Raw genomic sequence first — 17,732 nt, forward strand, 5'->3', positions numbered from 1 at the left:
CCTGGCGAGGCATCGCCACCCGCTACGACAAGACCCCTGAGAGCTACATCGCCGGCCTCCACCTTCGTGGCGCGATGATTTGGATCAAAGACCTCACACGACCCACCCCTTGATCACAACCCAATACACGCCCTAGGCCCCCGGCGTCACCGCCGTCTCCAACCCGTACAACGTGCTGGACGGCGACCAGCACCAGGCAGGCGACGACGGCACCGGGACCGTCTCCGAGAACCCGCGGTCGACCCGGGCAACCCGCTCCAGCTCCTCGCCGGCAGCAAGGCGATCGGCCTGGGCAAGGTCAAGTACGGCGAGATCGACATGAACGGCGTCACGATCGGCTCGGACGGCGGCATCGAGGCCGGCGCCTACGAGTACGCCTCCACTCCCTGATTCGAACTCGTGATCCAGAAAATGGCCTCCAGGGATGGCCTATTGCGGTCTTCCCTGAATAAGATCTTGATCGTTCGTCTGCCGACGGGGGCCCACGAGGCATCCCACGATCGAACGGGGAGATCCGACCATGAAGCGCACACTGATCGCGTTAGGCGTCGGCTTCGGGCTGGTGGGCGCCACCGCCATCGCCACGCCGGCCCAGGCCGCGGTCGTTGCCACGGTCACGCTGGCCGGCACGCCCGGCGCGCCGCAGATCGCGACGTTCTGGCTCGCCAACGGAGGCGCCAACCTCAAGAACGCCACACCCTACTCCGTGCGGACCTCGGTCTCCGTGACCGACGCGACCACCGCACCCGTGCCGGACACCAAGCCCGGCAGCGTCCCACCGCTGAGCCCGGACACGGGGGAGGCGCCCACGACCTCGGGCAAGGTGTTCTTCGTCGGCGCCGACGGGCAGCCGCACTGGTGCACGGGCACCGCCGTCCAGGGCCAGTACCGCAACCTCGTCGCCACGGCCGGGCACTGCGTGCTCGACATCGACGGCGCCTCCGCCACGCAGAGCCAGGTGGTGTTCGTGCCCGGCTACTCCGATGGCACGGCGCCCAAGGGCCTGTACGTCGGCAAGCAGGCCTTCGTCCACGAGGAGTTCTCCCTCTACGACGACTTGGAGCGCGACTACGCCTTCATGAACGTGTACAGCGGCGTCGTCGCCGACTCGGCCGGCGTGCTGAGCAACGTCGGGCGGCTGGCGGACAACACCGGCGCGCAGGGGTTCGCCTGGGGCCAGCCGCTGCCGCCCTCGCTCGACGTGTTCGGCTACCCGGCGGGCCCGCACCCCGACGGGACGCTGCCCTACACGGGCCAGACCCTCGAGCGGTCCACCGGAGCGGCGTCCGGGCTGGCGGCCCCCGAGCTGTCCGCCGAATGGCTCCTCGGCGCCGAGTCCCCGTTCACCGGCGCGGGCTCCCTCGGCTCCGCGTGGCTGCTGCGTTACGACGCGGACAGGGGGCTCGGCCACCTCAACGGCATCACGATGAGCGTCTCCGACACCGATGCCGACAACCGCTACGACACCGGCGTCTCGCCGTACTTCGACTCCCAGACGGCCACGGTCTACAAGGCCGCCGCGGTGGCTTGGACCGGCCGCATCGTCTAGAGGCCGTGTTTCAAGGTGTGGGTGTGCCGGTGATCGTGAAAGGAAGAGGTCGCCGGTAGTCGGTTCAACGACCAAGAAGAACGAACCACCGGAGACCTCGTCACCGGCGTGGCGGTGACGAGGCGGCACGACCTCACCCACCGCGCGGTGGGCGGCGCTGGAGCCGCCCACCGCCGGTCGGAGAGACGTCCACCGGAGCGCAGGCCGACAGCCCGCTTCAGGTTCAGGCAGGTTTGACCATTGGTGAACACCGTCCCTGCGCGGCGCATCGCCGTACACAACGGGCCGCCGCGACCTCAGCCCACCGCGTTGCCCGGTGCCTGGGCCTTTCGGGGTCGTGGACCTACCGTGAGGGTGGCTCCGGCGCAGGGACCCTGGCTCGTACTTCGCTTGATCGCGTTGAGGTCCGGCATGACGTCGGCGGTCCACGGTGTCAACCACCGACCACCTCAGGCGAATTCGTGACTGGGATCAGCACAGCGAGACGCTCGGCTGGATATGCGTGGTTCGACCGCCTCGAGACATCATGCCTGGGCCGGCAACCTCGGATGGCGGCTACGAACGCCGCCCGACCGGCGTTTCGGGAAGCTGCCCGACCACCTTGCCCTCGGAGTCCAGCACCTTGATCACCGGGTTGTCGTCGCCGTCGATCTCCAGCACAATCCTCGGGCGTCCTCGCGAGTCGCTGAGCACCAGGAAGGCGCCTTCTGGCGTGCTGTAGCCGAGCTGGACGCGAGGCGGCATGGCGGGCACCTGGTCGATCGGGAGCGCCGGATCAGGCATGTGCTTCATCTCCAGCAGCGCCGCGCCGTGGACGCCCTCCCAGCGGGCGGCCATCGTGATCGCCTGGGCGTTGGTGTAGTCGAGCGAGATGCTGGCCCCGACAGAGGAGGCAACGATTCCTCCCTTCTCGTTGCCGTCGCCATCATTGAAGATCAGATAGGTGCCTTCGGGCCCTTGGCGTTGGTCGGCCGGGTACGTCTTGCCCCCAATGATCACGGGAGGTTTGCTCGAGCTCGCCAGAAAACGCTGTCGGCCTCGGCGGTCCACCACCCGGAACGATTCCCGGGCCTGCTCCCCGGAGGACTCCGCTCGGGCGGGTGCACTTCCCCCCATCACGGTCACACCGCTTGCCAACAACGCGGCCGCCGTTCCGATCGCAGCCCGCCGATCACACTGCTCCATCTCCCGTTCCCTTCTCTTCGGAGGGCAACCAGTTGATCATCTGAGCGCTGCCGTGTCCCTGCGGCAAGCATGAAGATCGCGGGTGGGGGTAGCCTCCCTCCGCTGATAGAGCCATCCACACGTCGGCACGATCCGGTACGAGTCCGCCGACCAGGGTTATTCGGAGAAGGTGCCGGACGAACTCGTCGAGACGAGGGAGCGGATCGATTCCGTCTGCCCGACACTCGCCGGCCTTGGCTTCCGCTTGGCCGAACGCCTCACGGGGATCCCACTGACACAGCAGCTGCTGGAGCAGTCCACCTACCTGAGCGGGGTCGTTCCCGGGCCGAGGTGACCAGGACCAACCGTCCGAGGTGGCCACTCCGCTGTAAACTCCTGCGGGCTCCACGGAAGCACCATTCGCCGCCGTACGGAATCTCGCCCGTTCCCGTTGGCGCTCGCTGTTCGGTTAAGGCTGTCGTTCGACGCCACCGATTCGCTCTACCGCGGCCGTCGCCTGTTCCAGGTGGTCGTAAGTGTTCACGGCCGGCCAGGAGCCGGTGATCTCCAGGATGCGAGCTGTCCGTGGCTGCAGTCCGGCCAGGTGCATGGCGGCGCCGTGGGCTTGGGCAAGGGTCGCGGCGGCGAGCAGCACGGCCAGTCCTGAGCTGTCCAGGAACGACAGCCGGCCGGCGTCGATGATCAGATGTTCGTCCAGGCTGCGGCGTACCTGGTCGATGTAGGTCTCCAGCTCGCCCGAGGTGATGGCGTCCACCTCCCCGGTGATCGTGATCACGCTCGCGCCATCCACGTATCGGTGCGTGAGGATCATGGTAGCCTCCGCAGGCGCGGCGCCGGGGCGGTAGAACTGAGCAGGGTCGTGATCGCCGCCTCTGCGCTGGGATGGATGTTGAGGGCATCCCACACTTCGGTGATCTGCAGTACGCGGGCGGGCAGATCCTGTACAGCGGCCAGGTGTAAGGCGCTGCCCTGCTTGCGCACGTCAGCGTGGACGCGGAGCAGGACGTGCAGGCCGATGCTGTCCATGAAGGTGAGCCCGCCGAGATCGAGCACCACGGGCTGGCCCGGCCGCCGCATCCGGCCGATGTAGGACTCCAGGTCATCGGCGTTGGTCGCATCGAGTTCGCCGGCCACGCTGATCACCACAAAGGCCGTGAGTGAGCGGCAGTCAAGGCTCAAGGATGTCATGGTGGGCCTCGGCGGGTTCAGGCTGCGGGAAGCTGAGCGATGATGATCACGACCGTGTTGGAGGTAGGCCCGGTTGGTACGGCGGCGTCATCGCCGTCACCGCACAGGCTATGAGTGAACACCGGTGCAGGAAAGCCAGTTCGTCACATGATCTTGGGGTGGCGAGGTGTATCCGTGCCGCATTCCGGGTTCTGCCGGGGCATGTGACTCCGGTTCATACGACGTGGCGGTCACTCGACCGCGGCCCAGCCTGCCTATCCGACGGCCCGGGCGAATGACTACGACAGCTTCGCCGAGGCGTACTCGGCGGAGACCGAGAACAGCCTCATCAACGCGTACATCGCGCGGCCCGCGATCATGGCCCTCGCCGGGGACGTGGCCGGCCGCCGGATCCTGGACGCCGGCTGTGGCTCGGGCCCCCTGTCGGCCGCGCTACGCGAGCGCGGTGCCGTCGTCACCGGCGTCGACGCCGGCGCCGGAATGCTGGCGGTGGCCAGGCGGCGGCTCGGTGACGACGCGGACCTGCACGTGGCCGACCTGCGTGATCCGCTGCCGTTCGACGACGGCGCGTTCGACGACGTGGTCGCCTCGCTGGTGCTGAACTACCTGGAGGACGGGCAGCCGTTCCCGATGACCTTCTGGCGCCGGCCGTTGCAGGCGATGACCGATGCCTTCGCCGCCGCGGGCTTCCGCCTCGCCGTCATCAGCGAGCCGAAGGCCGACCCGGCCGCCCGTGAGGTGTTCCCCGACGACTTCCCGAACTTCGCGGACAAGCTCGCCTTCCTGTGCTTCGTCGTCGAGGTACCGCCGCCGGATGCTGGCGCGGACGCCTAGCTGACCAGCGACCTGGTTCCTTTCCCGCGCCGGCGCGGGTACAGCACGAGATCGGCAGGCTCGCCAGGTCCACCCTCTCGGAGGTCAGGCAGGCGTGGCGGCTCGATCCCCTGCCGCCGCTCGTCCCACCCCGCTGGCCAGGCCGCCGGCCGGTTTCGGTGGAGGTGTCTCAACCCTGGCGGAGATTCCGGCGGGCGCGCTCCAGGTCGTCTCTGGCGGTCTTGGTGAGCGTCTGCTCGGGGCCCATGACGGCCTCGAATCGGTTCACGACCCATGCGTATTCGGCCAGCGCGTCGGTGGTCCGTCCGACCGCCTCGTAAGCCGCGGCCAGGCCATGCCGGGTGATCAGCGTGTCGGGATGGTCGGCGCCCAGCAGCCGCGCCTGCTGTCCGGCGACGTGCTCGTACAGCTGGACGGCCTCATCAGCCCGGTCCGCCGCCTTGTACGCACGCGCCAGCTGCCCTCTGACGACCCAGGTGTCGGGATGGTCGGCATCGAAGATCCGCTCATGATCGGCTATCAGGTCCTGGAACAACCTGATGCCCCGCTCGGGCCGGCCTCCCTCGACGTTGGTGTAGGCCTGGAAATAGCGCGCCGCGAGCAGGGTGGGATGGTCGGGTTCAAGCGCCCGCTCCTGGTCGGCCACCACCCGATCCAACAGCGGCACCGCCTCCGCCGCCCTGCCCGCCATCGTGTACGAGAAGGCCACCGAAGCCCGCGACCACAACGTATCCGGATGATCATCACCAAGGATCCGGGAACGCTCGTCCGCGACCCGCTGGTAAAGCGCGGCGGCGTCCGTGGCCTGGCCCGCGTACTCGAAGGCATGCGCCAGCGTGTGCCGCGCCGTGAGGGTGTCCGGGTGCTCGGCTCCCAGGAGCTGCTCACGCCCCCGGACGACGGCTTCGGCGATCGGGACGGCTCGGCCGCCGTCGTTGAGATAGACCAGGTGGGACGCGACGCCATGGCGGACCCGGAGCACGAGCTCGGCTGCCGTGCGCAGCCGCGCGGATTCCTCCTCCGGAACCTGCTCCACGGCCTCCCACAAGGCTGTCGCGTGCTCGGCCGCCGCCATGATCGTGGGGAACTTCCGCCAGGTGTCCTGGTCGGAGATGTCCTCGACGGCCGCGCACAGCCGCTGCGCGGCCGTCTCGATCATCTCGGACAGGGTGCGGTCACGAGCTGCCTGATCGCGTACGGCACGCCGGACGAGGCGGTGGACGAACGCGGTCGTGTCGCTCCGGCTGAACGTGACCAGCGATCGGGCACCCAACTCGGCCAGAGCCGTCTCCGCCTGCGGGCCGAGCAGGTCGGGATCGACCCCGGACGTCGACAGCACGGACAGCTCGCCGAGCAGGTGCGCGGCGGCCGGGCTGGTCTGCCCGACCGACAGCATGATCGCCTGCGCGACGCCGGTCGGGTACGGCTCGCCGCGAGGCCGCGCGAGAAGCACCTCGATGGGGGTGGCGTGCAGCCGTTGCAGGTAGGACTCGCAGGACAGGCGTGGCGGGCCGACCAGAGCGGCGGCGGCGATGCCCAGGGCGAGCGGCAGGCGGTCCAGCTCCTCGGCAAGCGACCGGAAGCCGCCATCGTCTCCGCTCACTCGCATGCGAAGGTAGCCCACCGCTTCTGCCTCGGTGAACTGCTCCACCGGAACCAGCGTGGCGAGCCGCTCGAATGAATGATCATTAGTGGTGATCAGCACGCGCGTCCGGCCGTGCGAGGGGAGCAGCGGCGCGAGCAGATCGGGGTCCGTCGCGTTGTCCATCATGACGAGGTACGGCGCACGCCGCTCCTGGAGCCAGCCTCTGACCTTGCGCGCGACGGTCGCCGAGTCGTCGACGTCGCTGCGTAATCCGAGTTCGGCAGCCATCTGATCCACGGAACCGTGAAGTTGCTCGACGGTCTCGGCGTGCAGCCAGGCCACCGGGATGCCCTGCTCGATACAGCGCCGGGCGTACGCCGCCGCCAGCTGGGTCTTCCCCACCCCGCGTCCACCGACCAGGGCGCCCACCGCCGCCGTGTGAGAGGCGGAGAACAGCTTGTCGATGCGCTCGCTCAGATCCGGACGCGGCTGAAAGGCCTTCGGCTCGCGGGGAACGTCACCGATCACCGCAGGCACCGGGCGCGGGTCACTCTTCGGGGCAGGCGGCGGGCCGGCGCTCGGCACCGGCTGCCCGGCCCAAATGGCAAGCGGCGTTCCGGGAAGCAGGACGACCAGGCCCACGACGATGCCTGTGGTGTCCAGCCCGAGCCCGTGCGCCACACAGATCCACCAGGCCACAACCCCAGCCGTCGACGGCAGCAGCGCCGCGATCACGACCTTGAGCCAGCGCGGCAGCACTTCATCCCTCTCTGCGCAGAAAAGGTGTCTGTGATGAATCGGAAGGCCGTACCCGATGAGTGTCACACGCCGCCGGCCGATGACGGGAGAGGGGCGGGCCGGCTCGTCGCCACGATCAGTCCTGGGTGAGGGCGGCGGCCGCGGCGCGCGGATCCCGGCACGCCACGGGTGTGAAGCGCGTCGGTCATGGCCGCGGCCGGCGCGGGGCGCTTGAACGCGGGGCGCTTGAAGACGGAGCGCTCCTGCGGCTCGCTGTTTGCGGCTGAAGGCTCCGCTCGAACGGCTCACCCCTCGCGAACGCGACGTCCTCGCGCTCATGGCCGAGGGGCGCTCCAACACCGCGATCAGCCGCGCGCTGCTCGTTTCCGACGCCGCCGTGGCCAAGCACGTCAACAGCATCCTCGCCAAGCACGAGCTGCCGCCGGCGCCCGACGACCACCGTCGCGTCCTGGCTGTGCTCGCCTACCTACGAGCCTGACGGGGTGAACGGGTAGGGCGTTCCGGCCACCGCGACTTCCGGGCCCGGGCACCGCCGATCCCTCGAACGGCCAGGTCGCAGGCAGGCTCTGCGCCACCTTGCGAGCGACCCGGCCCGTTCGAGGAGGGCTGCCGGGGCCGGCGGCTAGTGGTGCGGCACGTAGCCGAACATGAACACGTTCGGCGAGCCGCTCCCGGTCGTGTTGGCCCTGGCCCGCGCCGACGTCCGGATCCCCAGGGCGTCCAGCGCCTCGTTGGCGGCGACGCTGGTGCCCGCCGCGCCGTAGTAGACGGACATCTTGCCGATCAGCCCCTCCGCCGGGTCGTACGTCATCGGCACGTTGAGATCGAACAGGCTGCCCTGGTCGTACGGCCCGCCTTCGTTGATCTCGCCCTCGTTGACCAGCTTCGTCCGCCCGGCGGCAGGATCGGGCGAGGCGAAGCCGTCGTCGCTGACGTACTCCGTGCCCGGCGCAGCCGTGTCGGTGGTGAGGAACTCCTGGCGCGCCGTCGGCTCGACGTTCCAGTTCATCACCCGGCGGTAGGTGACGTGCGGCTGGTCGGCGGCCTCGCCCGCGGTCCGTACGGTCACCTTGACCTGGTACAGCTCGGGCCGCGCCGACGGCACGAACTCGTGCTCCACGATCAGGTCGCCCGTCGGATGCCCGACCTTGAGCACGGACTTGGCCGTGGAATCCGTCGCGTCGAAGCTGACCACCTCGATGTTCCCGGTGCCGCTGCCCGGCAGCCCGGAGATGCCCCGCCCGGCGTGGGCCCAGGTGGAATAGGCACCCGCGCCGACCGGCCAGGTGACCTGCGTGCCCCAGCCCTCGCACGGGCACTGGTGCGCCGGGTCGGGGTGGGCCAGCGCCTCGGCCCCCGTGGGCACGTAGCGCAGCCCGAGCGAGGTCACGCCCTCCCCGGTGGAGGGGCCGCAACCCTCCTCGATCAGCGTGCCGTACTTGCTGACGCCCAGCTGTACGGTGCCGTTGGTGATGCCGGCGCTGTCCAGCTTGCTCGCGCCGACCTCCCAGTGCACCTTCGCGGGCGGCTCACGGTGGTCGACCTGCGCCGGGTTGTGGTGCGTGAACGCGAGGGTGATCTGCCGTACGTGTCCGCCGCACGGGCCCATCCGCACGCTCTGGTCGAAGTCGGGCAGCGGGGTGACGCTGTCGTCCTCGTACGCGCGGGTGGGGAAGTCCTTCCAGTGCATCGTGGAGATCGTGACGAAGCCGACCTGCTGCTCCACCTTCGCCTTGAGCGCGACGATCCAGGATCGCCACGTCTTGTCGGAGGTGGCCTTGGGCGCGGTGATGTCCAGGTAGGCACTGCCGCCGGGGTGGAGCGTGACGTCACCGCTCACGGTCCCGCTCTCCTGGAGGTTCACCACCTGGCGCGCCGGGCGGGGGATCGCGGGGAAGGGGTCGCCCTTGGTGGTCCGCGGGTCGGCGTCCAGGAGGTCGCACCACTTGGGGATGTCGGGGTCGGTCATGTGCCAGACGCCGCCCCACGGATCGCCCGGGTGCCCGCCTTTCGCCTCGCCGCAGAGCTGGTAGCTCGCCTGGGCGAACGCGATGGTCTCGTGGACGATGTGGCTGCCGAGCTGCTGCACCGTGTTGGCGAGCTGGATGCCGGGATCGCCGTCGTCGGAGGCGGCGATGTTCTCCCACGACTTACGGATCACATCGGTGTCGAAGCGCTCCTCCAGGAACTCCGCGAAGATGAACCCGCCGTACTGCCGCCCCCGCGCGAAGCCGTCCCAGTGGGTGAGCCGCAGGTCGGGACGGCCGAGGAACTCGACGATGTTCTTGGCGTAGTCGTAGCGCTCGGTGTCGGGGAACCCCGGAGCGGGCTCGTCGCGCACCGACTGATGCGTCGCCCACTCCGCTGTCGCCTCCATCCACGACTGGAGCGGGACGAAGTTGCCCACCTTGTTGATCACATCGGTCTTCATGTAGGCGTATTGATGCACATGGAAGACCTCGTGCCGCGGCGTGGACCACTCGTCGGCCTTGTTGCCCATCCAGATCGTGTTGCGGGCACCGAGCAACGACGTCGGCGGCGTGAACGCGTCGGTCTCCGTGCCCCGGCTCGACCCGTACAGCACGACGATCGGGTCGTCGTTGGGCCGCTTGTAGCCCAGGTTGGCGTAGTCGTAGAGCGCCACCTCCAGCTGGCCCGCGGCCCGCTGGATGTAGTTGGGGATGCCGTCTCCCTCGATCCCGTAGGTCCAATACGGCACCGGCCCGTCGTCGGTGTCCACCGGCCGGTCGCCGTCGACGTTGTACCAGATCTCGAAGTGCGGGGTGCTGTGCTTGCACTTCCACCGCCCCACCCAGGCGAGGTTCAGATCCTTGTCGCACTGCGGGAACCCGGGCACGAGCGCCGTCGTGGACGGCTCCGGCTCGGCCGGCGGGCTGTCGAAGGCCCCCTTCGCGATGCGGTTGACGATGCCGTTGCGCACCCCGTGCGGGAGCTTCTGCAGCACGTCGTTGACCACCAGCGCCAGGTACGCGTGCTCCTGCTCCGTGAGCGACTCGTCCCGGTACCTCTTCGGCGGGTTGTTCCCCTGGAAGCCGAGCTTGGCGTATCCGTGGTTGACGAACGCCTGCTCGTTCAGGCTTCCGGAACGTACATCCTCCAGCAGCGCCCGCAGACCGGGCGCGAGCTTGGTGTAATCATCGCGCGGCTGCTGATCGGCGGCGACCTCGGCGAGCGCCGGTGCCGACCGCTGATCCGCCTGCGCGGGGGCGGCTACCGCCCCCAAGGCGACGATCATGAAGGTGATCGTCGCCACCCGTAACACGCCTGCCAGCCCCATGTGATGCCTCCCCGTGGATGATTTCCCGGCCGACGGTGACAGACTTCGCGTGCTCGCACAAGAGCGGTGCGCCGGACCGTCAAGTCAAGAGCAACGCCTGCGTGCACGGGAAGACCGGGCTGGAGGGCGCCGGACAGACGGTGGTCCAGGAGGGCGCCCCCGGCGGCCGTGCCGGGACTCAGCCGGCGCGGGACGGGTCGGCCGGGTAGACCCCGAGGATCTTCACGTCCGTGGTGAAGAACGCCAGCTCCTCCAGCGCGTTCTTCAGGCCGGGGTCCTCGGGGTGCCCGTCGACCTCGGCGAGGAACTGGGTGGCCGCGAAATGGCCGCCGACCATGTAGCTCTCCAGCTTGGTCATGTTGATGCCGTTGGTCGCGAACCCGCCCAGCGCCTTGTAGAGCGCGGCCGGCAGGTTGCGGACGTTGAAGACGAACGAGGTGACCACCGGGCCCGCGCCGCGCGGTGCCTGGATGAAGTGCGGGCTGAGCACCACGAACCGGGTGGTGTTGTGCTCCTCGTCCTCGACGTCGCGGGCGAGGATGCGCAGGCCGTAGATCTCCGCAGCGAGCGGCGGCGCGATCGCCGCCTGGGTCGGGTCGTCCGCCTCGGCCACCTCGCGCGCGGCGCCGGCGGTGTCACCGGCGATCACCGGCACCAGGCCGTGCTCGCGGATGATCCGGCGGCACTGGCCGAGGGCATGCACGTGGCTGTGCACGGCCCTGATCGTGTCCAGGGTGGCGCCCGGCGGCGCCATCAGGTTGAACTGGATGCGCAGGAAGTGCTCGCCGATGATGTACAGGTCCGAGGTCGGCAGGAAGTGGTGGATGTCGGCGACCCGGCCGGCGATCGAGTTGTCGATCGGGATCATCGCCAGCTCGGCCTCCCCGTTCTCCACCACCGCGAACACGTCCTCGAAGGACGCGCACGGCACCGTGTGCCAGTCGGGGTAGTGGCGCTTGCACACCATGTGGGAGTTCGAGCCGGGCTCGCCCTGGTAGGCGATACGTCGTGCGGTCACCGCAGCAGTTTCCCACGCGGCCGGAACCCGGTTGCCCGGCGACGGCCCGGTCCGCTGCCCGCCGCCCAAGACAGCCGCGGCGTGCCGCGGATGAAAGTTTCAGCGGCCGCTGCAACTCGGGCAGCCGCCAGGCGGGCAGCCTGACCAGCCCGGATGGCGGGCCGGCGGGGTATGCCGCCATCCGGGACTTCTCATCCCCGCCACCTTGTGCTTCACTCCAAACGCACCCGGGAAAGCGCTTACCAATTGAAGGCGGGCGCCTTCTCCGACGGTGTCCGGCAGGTCAGCGCGCCAAGCGCTCACACCCCCTCAGCCGAACTGGAGTTTCACCGTGCGCAGAAACCGAAAATCGGCGGCCGTGCCGGCCACGTGGCCGGGTGGCGGCCGCTCGTCGCGTCCGTCGCCGGGAGGCCATCGATGCGCCTGACGCCCTTCCTCGCATGCGCCGGCCTGGTGGCCGGCGTGCTCGTCGCGCTGTCCGGGAACCCGGCGCACGCCGCGCCCATCCGGTACGAGGCCGAGACCTCTCCGGCGGTCTGCGTCGGCACGATCGACTCCAACTGGGCCGGCTACTCCGGCACCGGTTTCTGCAACGCCGACAACGCCACCGGCGCCTACGCCCAGTTCACCGTGAGCTCCGCCACCGCCGGCACCGCGACGCTGGGCATCCGCTTCGCCAACGGCACCACCACCGCCAGGACCGCCGGCCTGATCGTCAACGGTGCCACAGTGGCGACCCCGTCGTTCGAGGGCACCGGCGCATGGTCGGCCTGGGTCACCAGGACCATGACCGTCTCGCTGAACGCCGGCGCCAACACCATCCGGCTGAACCCGGCCACCGCCGCCGGCCTGCCCAACCTCGACCACCTCGACGTCGAGACCGGTGACCAGCCACCGCCGGCGAACACGTTGTACGTCGCGACCAACGGCGACGACGGCAACCCGGGCACGCAGGCGTCGCCGCTGCGGACGATCCAGCGGGCCGTGGATCTGGCGCAGCCGGGACACACGATCGTCATCCGCGGCGGGACGTACGCGCCGAGCACGAACATCCAGCTGGTCAAGAGCGGCACGGCGAGCCGGCCGATCACGATGACCGCGTACCAGGGCGAGCGGGTGATCATCGACGGCGAGAACATGCCGTACACGCCCGGCGCGGTCGGCTCCACCATCCCGCGCCCCGAGCGCGGCGCCATCCACATCGAGGGCGAGCACTGGCGGCTGGTCGGGCTGGAGATCGTCAACGGCCCGTACGGGATCTTCGGCCTGGACACCAGCGACAACGTCTTCGACCTCCTGACCGTCAGGGACAACTACGAATCCGGCCTGCACCTGCAGGGCGCGTCCAGCAACAACCAGATCGTCAACCTGGACGCCTACGGCAACCGCGACCCGCGCAAGAACGGCGAGAGCGCCGACGGGGTCGCCATCAAGGAGGGCTCGGGCAGCGGCAACGTGATCCGTGGCGCCCGGCTGTGGCACAACTCCGACGACGGCCTGGACTTCTGGATGTTCCTGTCCCCGGTCACCGTGGAGTCGTCGGTGGCCTGGGGCAACGGCGTCAACCGGTGGAACCTGCCCGGCTACACCGGCGACGGCAACGGCTTCAAGCTCGGCGGCGGCGACCCCGACCCGCCGGCCGGCCACGTCATCCGCAACTCCGTCGCCTTCGACAACGCGGTCGGCGGCTTCATCGACAACGGCAACCCCGGCCGGCTGACCGCTGACCGCAACACCGCCTGGCGCAACGGCGGCACCGGGTTCGACTTCGCCGACTCCGGCTCCACCCTCACGAAGAACCTGTCGGTGGCGAACCAGACCCAGGTCTCGCTCGGCTCGTCGTCGTCCGGCTCGGGCAACTCGTGGGACCTCGGCGGCTCATGGACGTTCACGAGCACCGACGCGAGCGTGATCAAGGGACCTCGGGCGGCCGACGGCTCGATCCCGTCCTCCGCCTTCCTGCGTCCGTCCAACGGCGCCGACGTCGGCGCGCGGATCTGACGTCGGCGCGTGCCGCAGCACGGCTTCGCTCCCCGGCCGCTCCGGAGAGAGCACCGACCCGACAGAGAAGAACGCATCCAGCAATCGACGACGACGAAGGTGAGACGAGCATGAGACGAGCAGTCGCCTTGCGACTTCAGGCGGGGCTGGCCGCGGCGGCCGTCGCGGCCGCGGTCGGCATGGCCCTACCGGCATTCCAGGCGTCGGCGGCGGCCGGCAGCGCCACGGGCTACGCGACCGCCAACGGCGGGACCACCGGCGGCGCGGGCGGGCAGACGGTACGGGCCACGACGGGCACCGCGATCCATGCGGCCCTGTGCGGCCGGGCCAGCAGCAGCACCCCGATCACCATCGAGGTCGAGGGGACCATCAATCACGGCAACACCAGCAAGGTGTCGGGGGGGAGCTGCAACACCGCCGCCGGCGTGATCGAGCTCAAGCAGATCAGCAACGTCACCATCATCGGGGTCGGCGGCGGGGCCGTCTTCGACCAGGTGGGCATCCACATCCGCGAGGCCGCCAACATCATCATCCAGAACGTGACCGTCCGGAACGTCAAGAAGTCGGGCTCGCCCACGTCCAACGGCGGTGACGCCATCTCCATGGAGAGCGACGTGCGCAACGTCTGGGTCGATCACGTCACCCTGGAGGCCTCGGGCGGGGAGTCGGAGGGGTTCGACGGCCTGTTCGACATGAAGGACAACACCCAGTACGTGACCCTGTCGTACAGCATCCTGCGCAACTCCGGCCGCGGCGGGCTCATCGGGTCCAGCGAGAGCGACCGCTCGAACGGCTTCATCACCTTCCACCACAACCTGTACGAGAACATCGACTCCCGTACGCCCCTGCTGCGCGGCGGCATAGCTCACATCTACAACAACTCCTACGTGAGTCTGCATGAGTCCGGCATCAACTCCCGGGCCGGGGCTCGCGCCAAGGTGGAGAACAACCACTTCAAGGACTCCAAGGACGTCCTGGGCACCTTCTACACCAGCGAGGCCGGCTACTGGCAGGTCGCCGGCAACATCTTCGACAACGTGACCTGGTCCAGCCCCGGCAGCGAGAACAACCCCGCCGGCCCCGACCCGCAGTCCAACACCTCCGTCAGCGTCCCGTACTCCTACAGCCTCGACGGGGCCGGTTGCGTGCCGGGCATCGTCCGGCAGACGGCGGGCGCCAACAAGGGGCTGCAGGTGTCGAACGGCAACTGCTCGCCGCAGACGCCGACGGCGACGCCGACACCTACCGGCCCCACGCCGACGGTCACCCCCACGCCGACGATCAGCCCCACGCCCGGCGGGAACAACCTCAGCATCGGGGCCGGCTCCGACGGCTCCAGCAAGGCCGACGGGACGAGCTACGGCAACGTGCGGGACGGCAACCTGAGCACCTACTGGTCACCGGCCGGCTCGACCGGCGACATCTCCATCAAGTGGGGCTCGGCCCAGACGGTGTCCAGGATCGTCATCCGTGAGGCGTCGGGCGCCGCGGGCGCCATCGGGTCCTGGCAGGTCCTCAACGGCACCAACGGTGCCGTGCTGAAGTCCGGCAGCGGTGCGGGCAGCATCACCTTCGCCCCGACCTCGCTGAGCAAGATCACCTTCAGGATCACCGGCTCGACCGGGACGCCGCGGGTCGCCGAGTTCGAGACCTACGCCGGGTAGATAGTCAGGTTCGGTGCTCGGCCGGCCGGTGCCACCCGGCCGGCCGTTCACCGAGCCGCCTGGCGAATGACTCGTTTCTGTGGTGAGACTGGGCGTATGGCGTCCGAGGTGAGCTTGATCCCTGCCCCGCGTCGGCTCGAACGGGCCGGAGGCTCCGGGGCGTTCGGCGGGGACGCGCGTACCGGTGTCGATCCGTCGCTGGGGCCGGAGGCGTACCGGCTGACCGTGTCGGCCGGCGGCGTCGAGATCGTGGGCGGCGACGAGGCCGGTGTCTTCTGGGGGCGCCAGACCCTGCGGCAGATGCTGGGCCCGGACGCCTTCCGCCGGGCCCCCATCACGCGAGGGCCGGTCACGGTGCCGTACGTGACCATCGAGGACATGCCGCGCTTCGCCTGGCGGGGCTTCATGCTCGACGTCGCGCGGCACTTCCTGCCCAAGGACGACGTGCTGCGCTATGTCGACCTGCTGGCCGCCCACAAGCTGAACGTCCTGCACCTGCATCTCACCGACGACCAAGGCTGGCGGGTGGAGATCCGACGGTACCCCCGGCTGACCGAGGTCGGCGCCTGGCGGCGGCGGACTCGCATGGGCTGGGGCGAGCCGCCGCTCTGGGACGAGCGGCCGCACGGCGGCTTCTACACTCAGGACGATCTGCGGGAGATCGTCGCGTACGCGGCGGAGCGGCATGTCACGGTCCTCCCCGAGATCGAGCTTCCGGGCCATTCGCAGGCCGCCATCGCCGCCTACCCCGAACTGGGCAACGCCGACGTCGTCGACACCGCCGCGCTGGAGGTGTGGACCGACTGGGGATTCAACCGCAATGTGCTGGCTCCTACCGACGGCGTGCTGCGTTTCTACGAGGGCGTCCTGGAGGAGGTGCTGGAGATCTTTCCCAGCCGGTACGTCCACATCGGCGGTGACGAGTGCTTCAAGGATCAGTGGCGCAAGTCGCCCACGGCCCAGGCGCGCATCGGTGAACTGGGGCTCCGGGGCGAGGACGAGCTCCAGGCCTGGATGATCCGTCACTTCGACCGCTGGCTCGCCGCGCGGGGGCGGTGCCTCATCGGCTGGGACGAGATCCTGGACGGCGGCCTGGCAGCGGACGCAGCCGTCATGTGCTGGCGGTGGTACGGGGGCGGGATCGCCGCCGCGGAGGCCGGGCACAGCGTGGTGATGTGCCCGCAACAGGAGGTCTACCTCGACCATGTGCAGGCCCACGGCGACGAGGAGCCCGTACCGTTCGGATGGGTGCACACGCTGGAGGACGTCTACCGCTTCGAACCCGTACCGCCCCGGCTGGCCGGCACCCCGCACGCGGCCAACATCATCGGCACCCAGGCCAACCTGTGGACCGAGGTTGCCGAGAACCGCAGCCGGGTTGACTACCAGGCCTTCCCCCGCCTCGTCGCGTTCGCCGAGGTGGCCTGGTCGGACCTGCCGGACCCGGACGAACGCGATTTCGAGGACTTCGAGCGCCGGATGAGCATGGCGCACTATGCCCGCTTGGACGCGCTGGGCGTCGGATACCGCCCGCCCACCGGGCCGTACCCATGGCAGCAACGCCCCGGCGTTCCCGGACGCATGCACAACAAACCCCGGAAGACCTGGCGGATGGCGAACTGACCGCGACGGCCGGGAGCGGCCAGTTCAAGATCCGGTGTGCTGGTGCTGCTCGGGCAGGCGGCTTGCCGGGTGCGCCCACAACAGGACGTTGTCCAGCCGCCCGTCCGCCGCCTCCGCCCGCTCCCGCCGGAAGAACGAGAGGATCTCTCGGTCCGAGTGGCGCAGGCTGAAGTGCACCAGGACGAACAAGGTCTGCGGGTGCGCCTCGACCAGGGGTCTGAGCCGGCTCCACACCGTGTGCCCGACCCGATTCGCGCGCTCCTCCTCGGCGTCGTCCAGGAAGGTGCACTCGGTGATGACGACCGGATAGTCGAAGAGCCACGGGTTCCGCTCGAACACCTTCACATGGGTGTCGCCGAGAAAGGCGAACAGCGGCCGGCTGACCTCGGCGTCGACCTCGGCCCCCTCCTTGCGCCGCCGGGCCATGATCCGGCCGAACTCCTCGCCCCGCCCCTCCCTCACCAGGGACCGCCGCAGCTCCTCGAACTCCGGCCGCAGCGCCTTGCGCCGCTCCGAGAAGGCGTATCCCACGCAGGGCACCTTGTGCTCGCACTCCACCACCCGCACGTGGTGTCCGCGTCTTCCGAAGACGAACTCGTCGTCCTGCCGCACGCCATGCAGGCGGTGACCCCCCGCCAGCGCGGGGTCGAACCCCGCCCCGTGATTCAGTTCGGCGGACGCACGCAGGTAGGACTCCGCGTACGGCACCGACTCAGCGGGCAGGTAGATGTCCGCGCCGGAGGACGCCAGGAAATCGAGGTCCTTGGAGTGATCGTGATGGGTGTGGGTCAGGAAGACCGTGTCCACCTGCCGCCCTTCACACAGCCCCGCGTCGAGGCTGCACCGTAGCTCGGGGATGTGGAAGAAGGTCTTGTCGTTCGCGCGGGAGTAGCCGGTGAGCGTCAGCTCGGTGCCGTCGATCCGCCAGGTCTTCCACTGCCGGAAGGGATGCCCTCGCTCCAGCAGCTCGGGGTGGTCAAGCCGTTGCTCCGGAACCTGCATCATCGAGGGCGCCTTTCCTGAGCGGT

The 17,732-nt window shown here is 69.4% G+C and carries 13 protein-coding genes and 1 pseudogene; 7 read left to right on the plus strand and 7 right to left on the minus strand.

Translation table 11 applies throughout. The features are described from left to right. Nucleotides 1-520: 520 nt before the first annotated feature. Entirely contained in the window at nt 521-1,549 is a 1,029-nt protein-coding gene (locus ACBJ59_RS55270; RefSeq protein WP_375118013.1) for a trypsin-like serine peptidase, read from the plus strand. Nucleotides 1,550-2,104: 555 nt separating this feature from the next. Here ACBJ59_RS55270 and ACBJ59_RS55275 read toward each other — a convergent pair. After that, nucleotides 2,105-2,734 carry a hypothetical protein gene (locus ACBJ59_RS55275; protein WP_375118014.1) on the minus strand — a complete coding sequence of 210 codons (630 nt, stop codon included), beginning with the start codon at nt 2,732-2,734 and terminating at the stop codon, nt 2,105-2,107. A 169-nt stretch (nt 2,735-2,903) separates the two neighbouring features. On the opposite strand from ACBJ59_RS55275, the gene ACBJ59_RS55280 reads away from it, so the two are divergent. Then, on the plus strand, nt 2,904-3,068 hold the full coding sequence (locus ACBJ59_RS55280; RefSeq protein ID WP_375118015.1) for a DUF6461 domain-containing protein: 165 nt from the start codon (nt 2,904-2,906) through the stop codon (nt 3,066-3,068). 114 nt (nt 3,069-3,182) lie between these two features. On the opposite strand, the gene ACBJ59_RS55285 is transcribed toward ACBJ59_RS55280, so the two are convergent. Then, nucleotides 3,183-3,545, minus strand: a complete 363-nt coding sequence (locus ACBJ59_RS55285; protein ID WP_375118016.1) for an STAS domain-containing protein — start codon at nt 3,543-3,545, stop codon at nt 3,183-3,185. Further along, a complete protein-coding gene (locus ACBJ59_RS55290; RefSeq protein WP_375118017.1) occupies nt 3,542-3,913 on the minus strand; it encodes an STAS domain-containing protein in 372 nt (123 codons plus the stop codon). The genes ACBJ59_RS55285 and ACBJ59_RS55290 overlap by 4 nt, the downstream gene beginning before the upstream one ends. A gap of 225 nt (nt 3,914-4,138) precedes the next feature. On the opposite strand from ACBJ59_RS55290, the gene ACBJ59_RS55295 reads away from it, so the two are divergent. Then, the gene (locus tag ACBJ59_RS55295) at nt 4,139-4,756 is read left to right on the plus strand and encodes a class I SAM-dependent DNA methyltransferase (protein ID WP_375118104.1); all 618 of its coding nucleotides are present in this window, start codon (nt 4,139-4,141) and stop codon (nt 4,754-4,756) included. A gap of 169 nt (nt 4,757-4,925) precedes the next feature. Here ACBJ59_RS55295 and ACBJ59_RS55300 read toward each other — a convergent pair whose 3' ends face one another. Then, a complete protein-coding gene (locus ACBJ59_RS55300; protein WP_375118018.1) occupies nt 4,926-7,418 on the minus strand; it encodes a tetratricopeptide repeat protein in 2,493 nt (830 codons plus the stop codon). Here ACBJ59_RS55300 and ACBJ59_RS55305 point away from each other — a divergent pair. Beyond that, nucleotides 7,360-7,578: pseudogene (locus ACBJ59_RS55305) on the plus strand (response regulator transcription factor); the annotation flags it as partial. The gene ACBJ59_RS55300 and the pseudogene ACBJ59_RS55305 sit on opposite strands and share 59 nt — an antisense overlap. Nucleotides 7,579-7,722: 144 nt before the next feature. On the opposite strand, the gene ACBJ59_RS55310 reads toward ACBJ59_RS55305, so the two are convergent. Both ACBJ59_RS55310 and ACBJ59_RS55315 read right to left on the minus strand, forming a co-directional pair. Then, nucleotides 7,723-10,398, minus strand: a complete 2,676-nt coding sequence (locus ACBJ59_RS55310) for a hypothetical protein (protein WP_375118019.1) — start codon at nt 10,396-10,398, stop codon at nt 7,723-7,725. A gap of 178 nt (nt 10,399-10,576) precedes the next feature. After that, complete coding sequence (locus tag ACBJ59_RS55315) at nt 10,577-11,416, minus strand: prephenate dehydratase (protein WP_364122752.1); 840 nt, start codon at nt 11,414-11,416, stop codon at nt 10,577-10,579. Between the two features lie 417 nt (nt 11,417-11,833). Here ACBJ59_RS55315 and ACBJ59_RS55320 point away from each other — a divergent pair, with 417 nt between their 5' ends. The 3 genes from ACBJ59_RS55320 (at nt 11,834) to ACBJ59_RS55330 (ending at nt 16,704) form a co-directional block, all read left to right on the plus strand. Then, entirely contained in the window at nt 11,834-13,417 is a 1,584-nt protein-coding gene (locus tag ACBJ59_RS55320; RefSeq protein WP_375118020.1) for a right-handed parallel beta-helix repeat-containing protein, read from the plus strand. Nucleotides 13,418-13,527: 110 nt separating this feature from the next. Continuing rightward, on the plus strand, nt 13,528-15,081 hold the full coding sequence (locus tag ACBJ59_RS55325) for a polysaccharide lyase family 1 protein (protein WP_375118021.1): 1,554 nt from the start codon (nt 13,528-13,530) through the stop codon (nt 15,079-15,081). 96 nt (nt 15,082-15,177) lie between these two features. Then, the gene (locus ACBJ59_RS55330; protein WP_375118022.1) at nt 15,178-16,704 is read left to right on the plus strand and encodes a beta-N-acetylhexosaminidase; all 1,527 of its coding nucleotides are present in this window, start codon (nt 15,178-15,180) and stop codon (nt 16,702-16,704) included. Nucleotides 16,705-16,728: 24 nt separating this feature from the next. Here ACBJ59_RS55330 and ACBJ59_RS55335 read toward each other — a convergent pair whose 3' ends face one another. Further along, entirely contained in the window at nt 16,729-17,709 is a 981-nt protein-coding gene (locus ACBJ59_RS55335) for an MBL fold metallo-hydrolase (RefSeq protein ID WP_375118023.1), read from the minus strand. Nucleotides 17,710-17,732: the final 23 nt, after the last annotated feature.

The sequence above is a fragment of the Nonomuraea sp. MTCD27 genome (assembly GCF_041950495.1).
In the GTDB taxonomy this organism is placed as follows: domain Bacteria; phylum Actinomycetota; class Actinomycetes; order Streptosporangiales; family Streptosporangiaceae; genus Nonomuraea.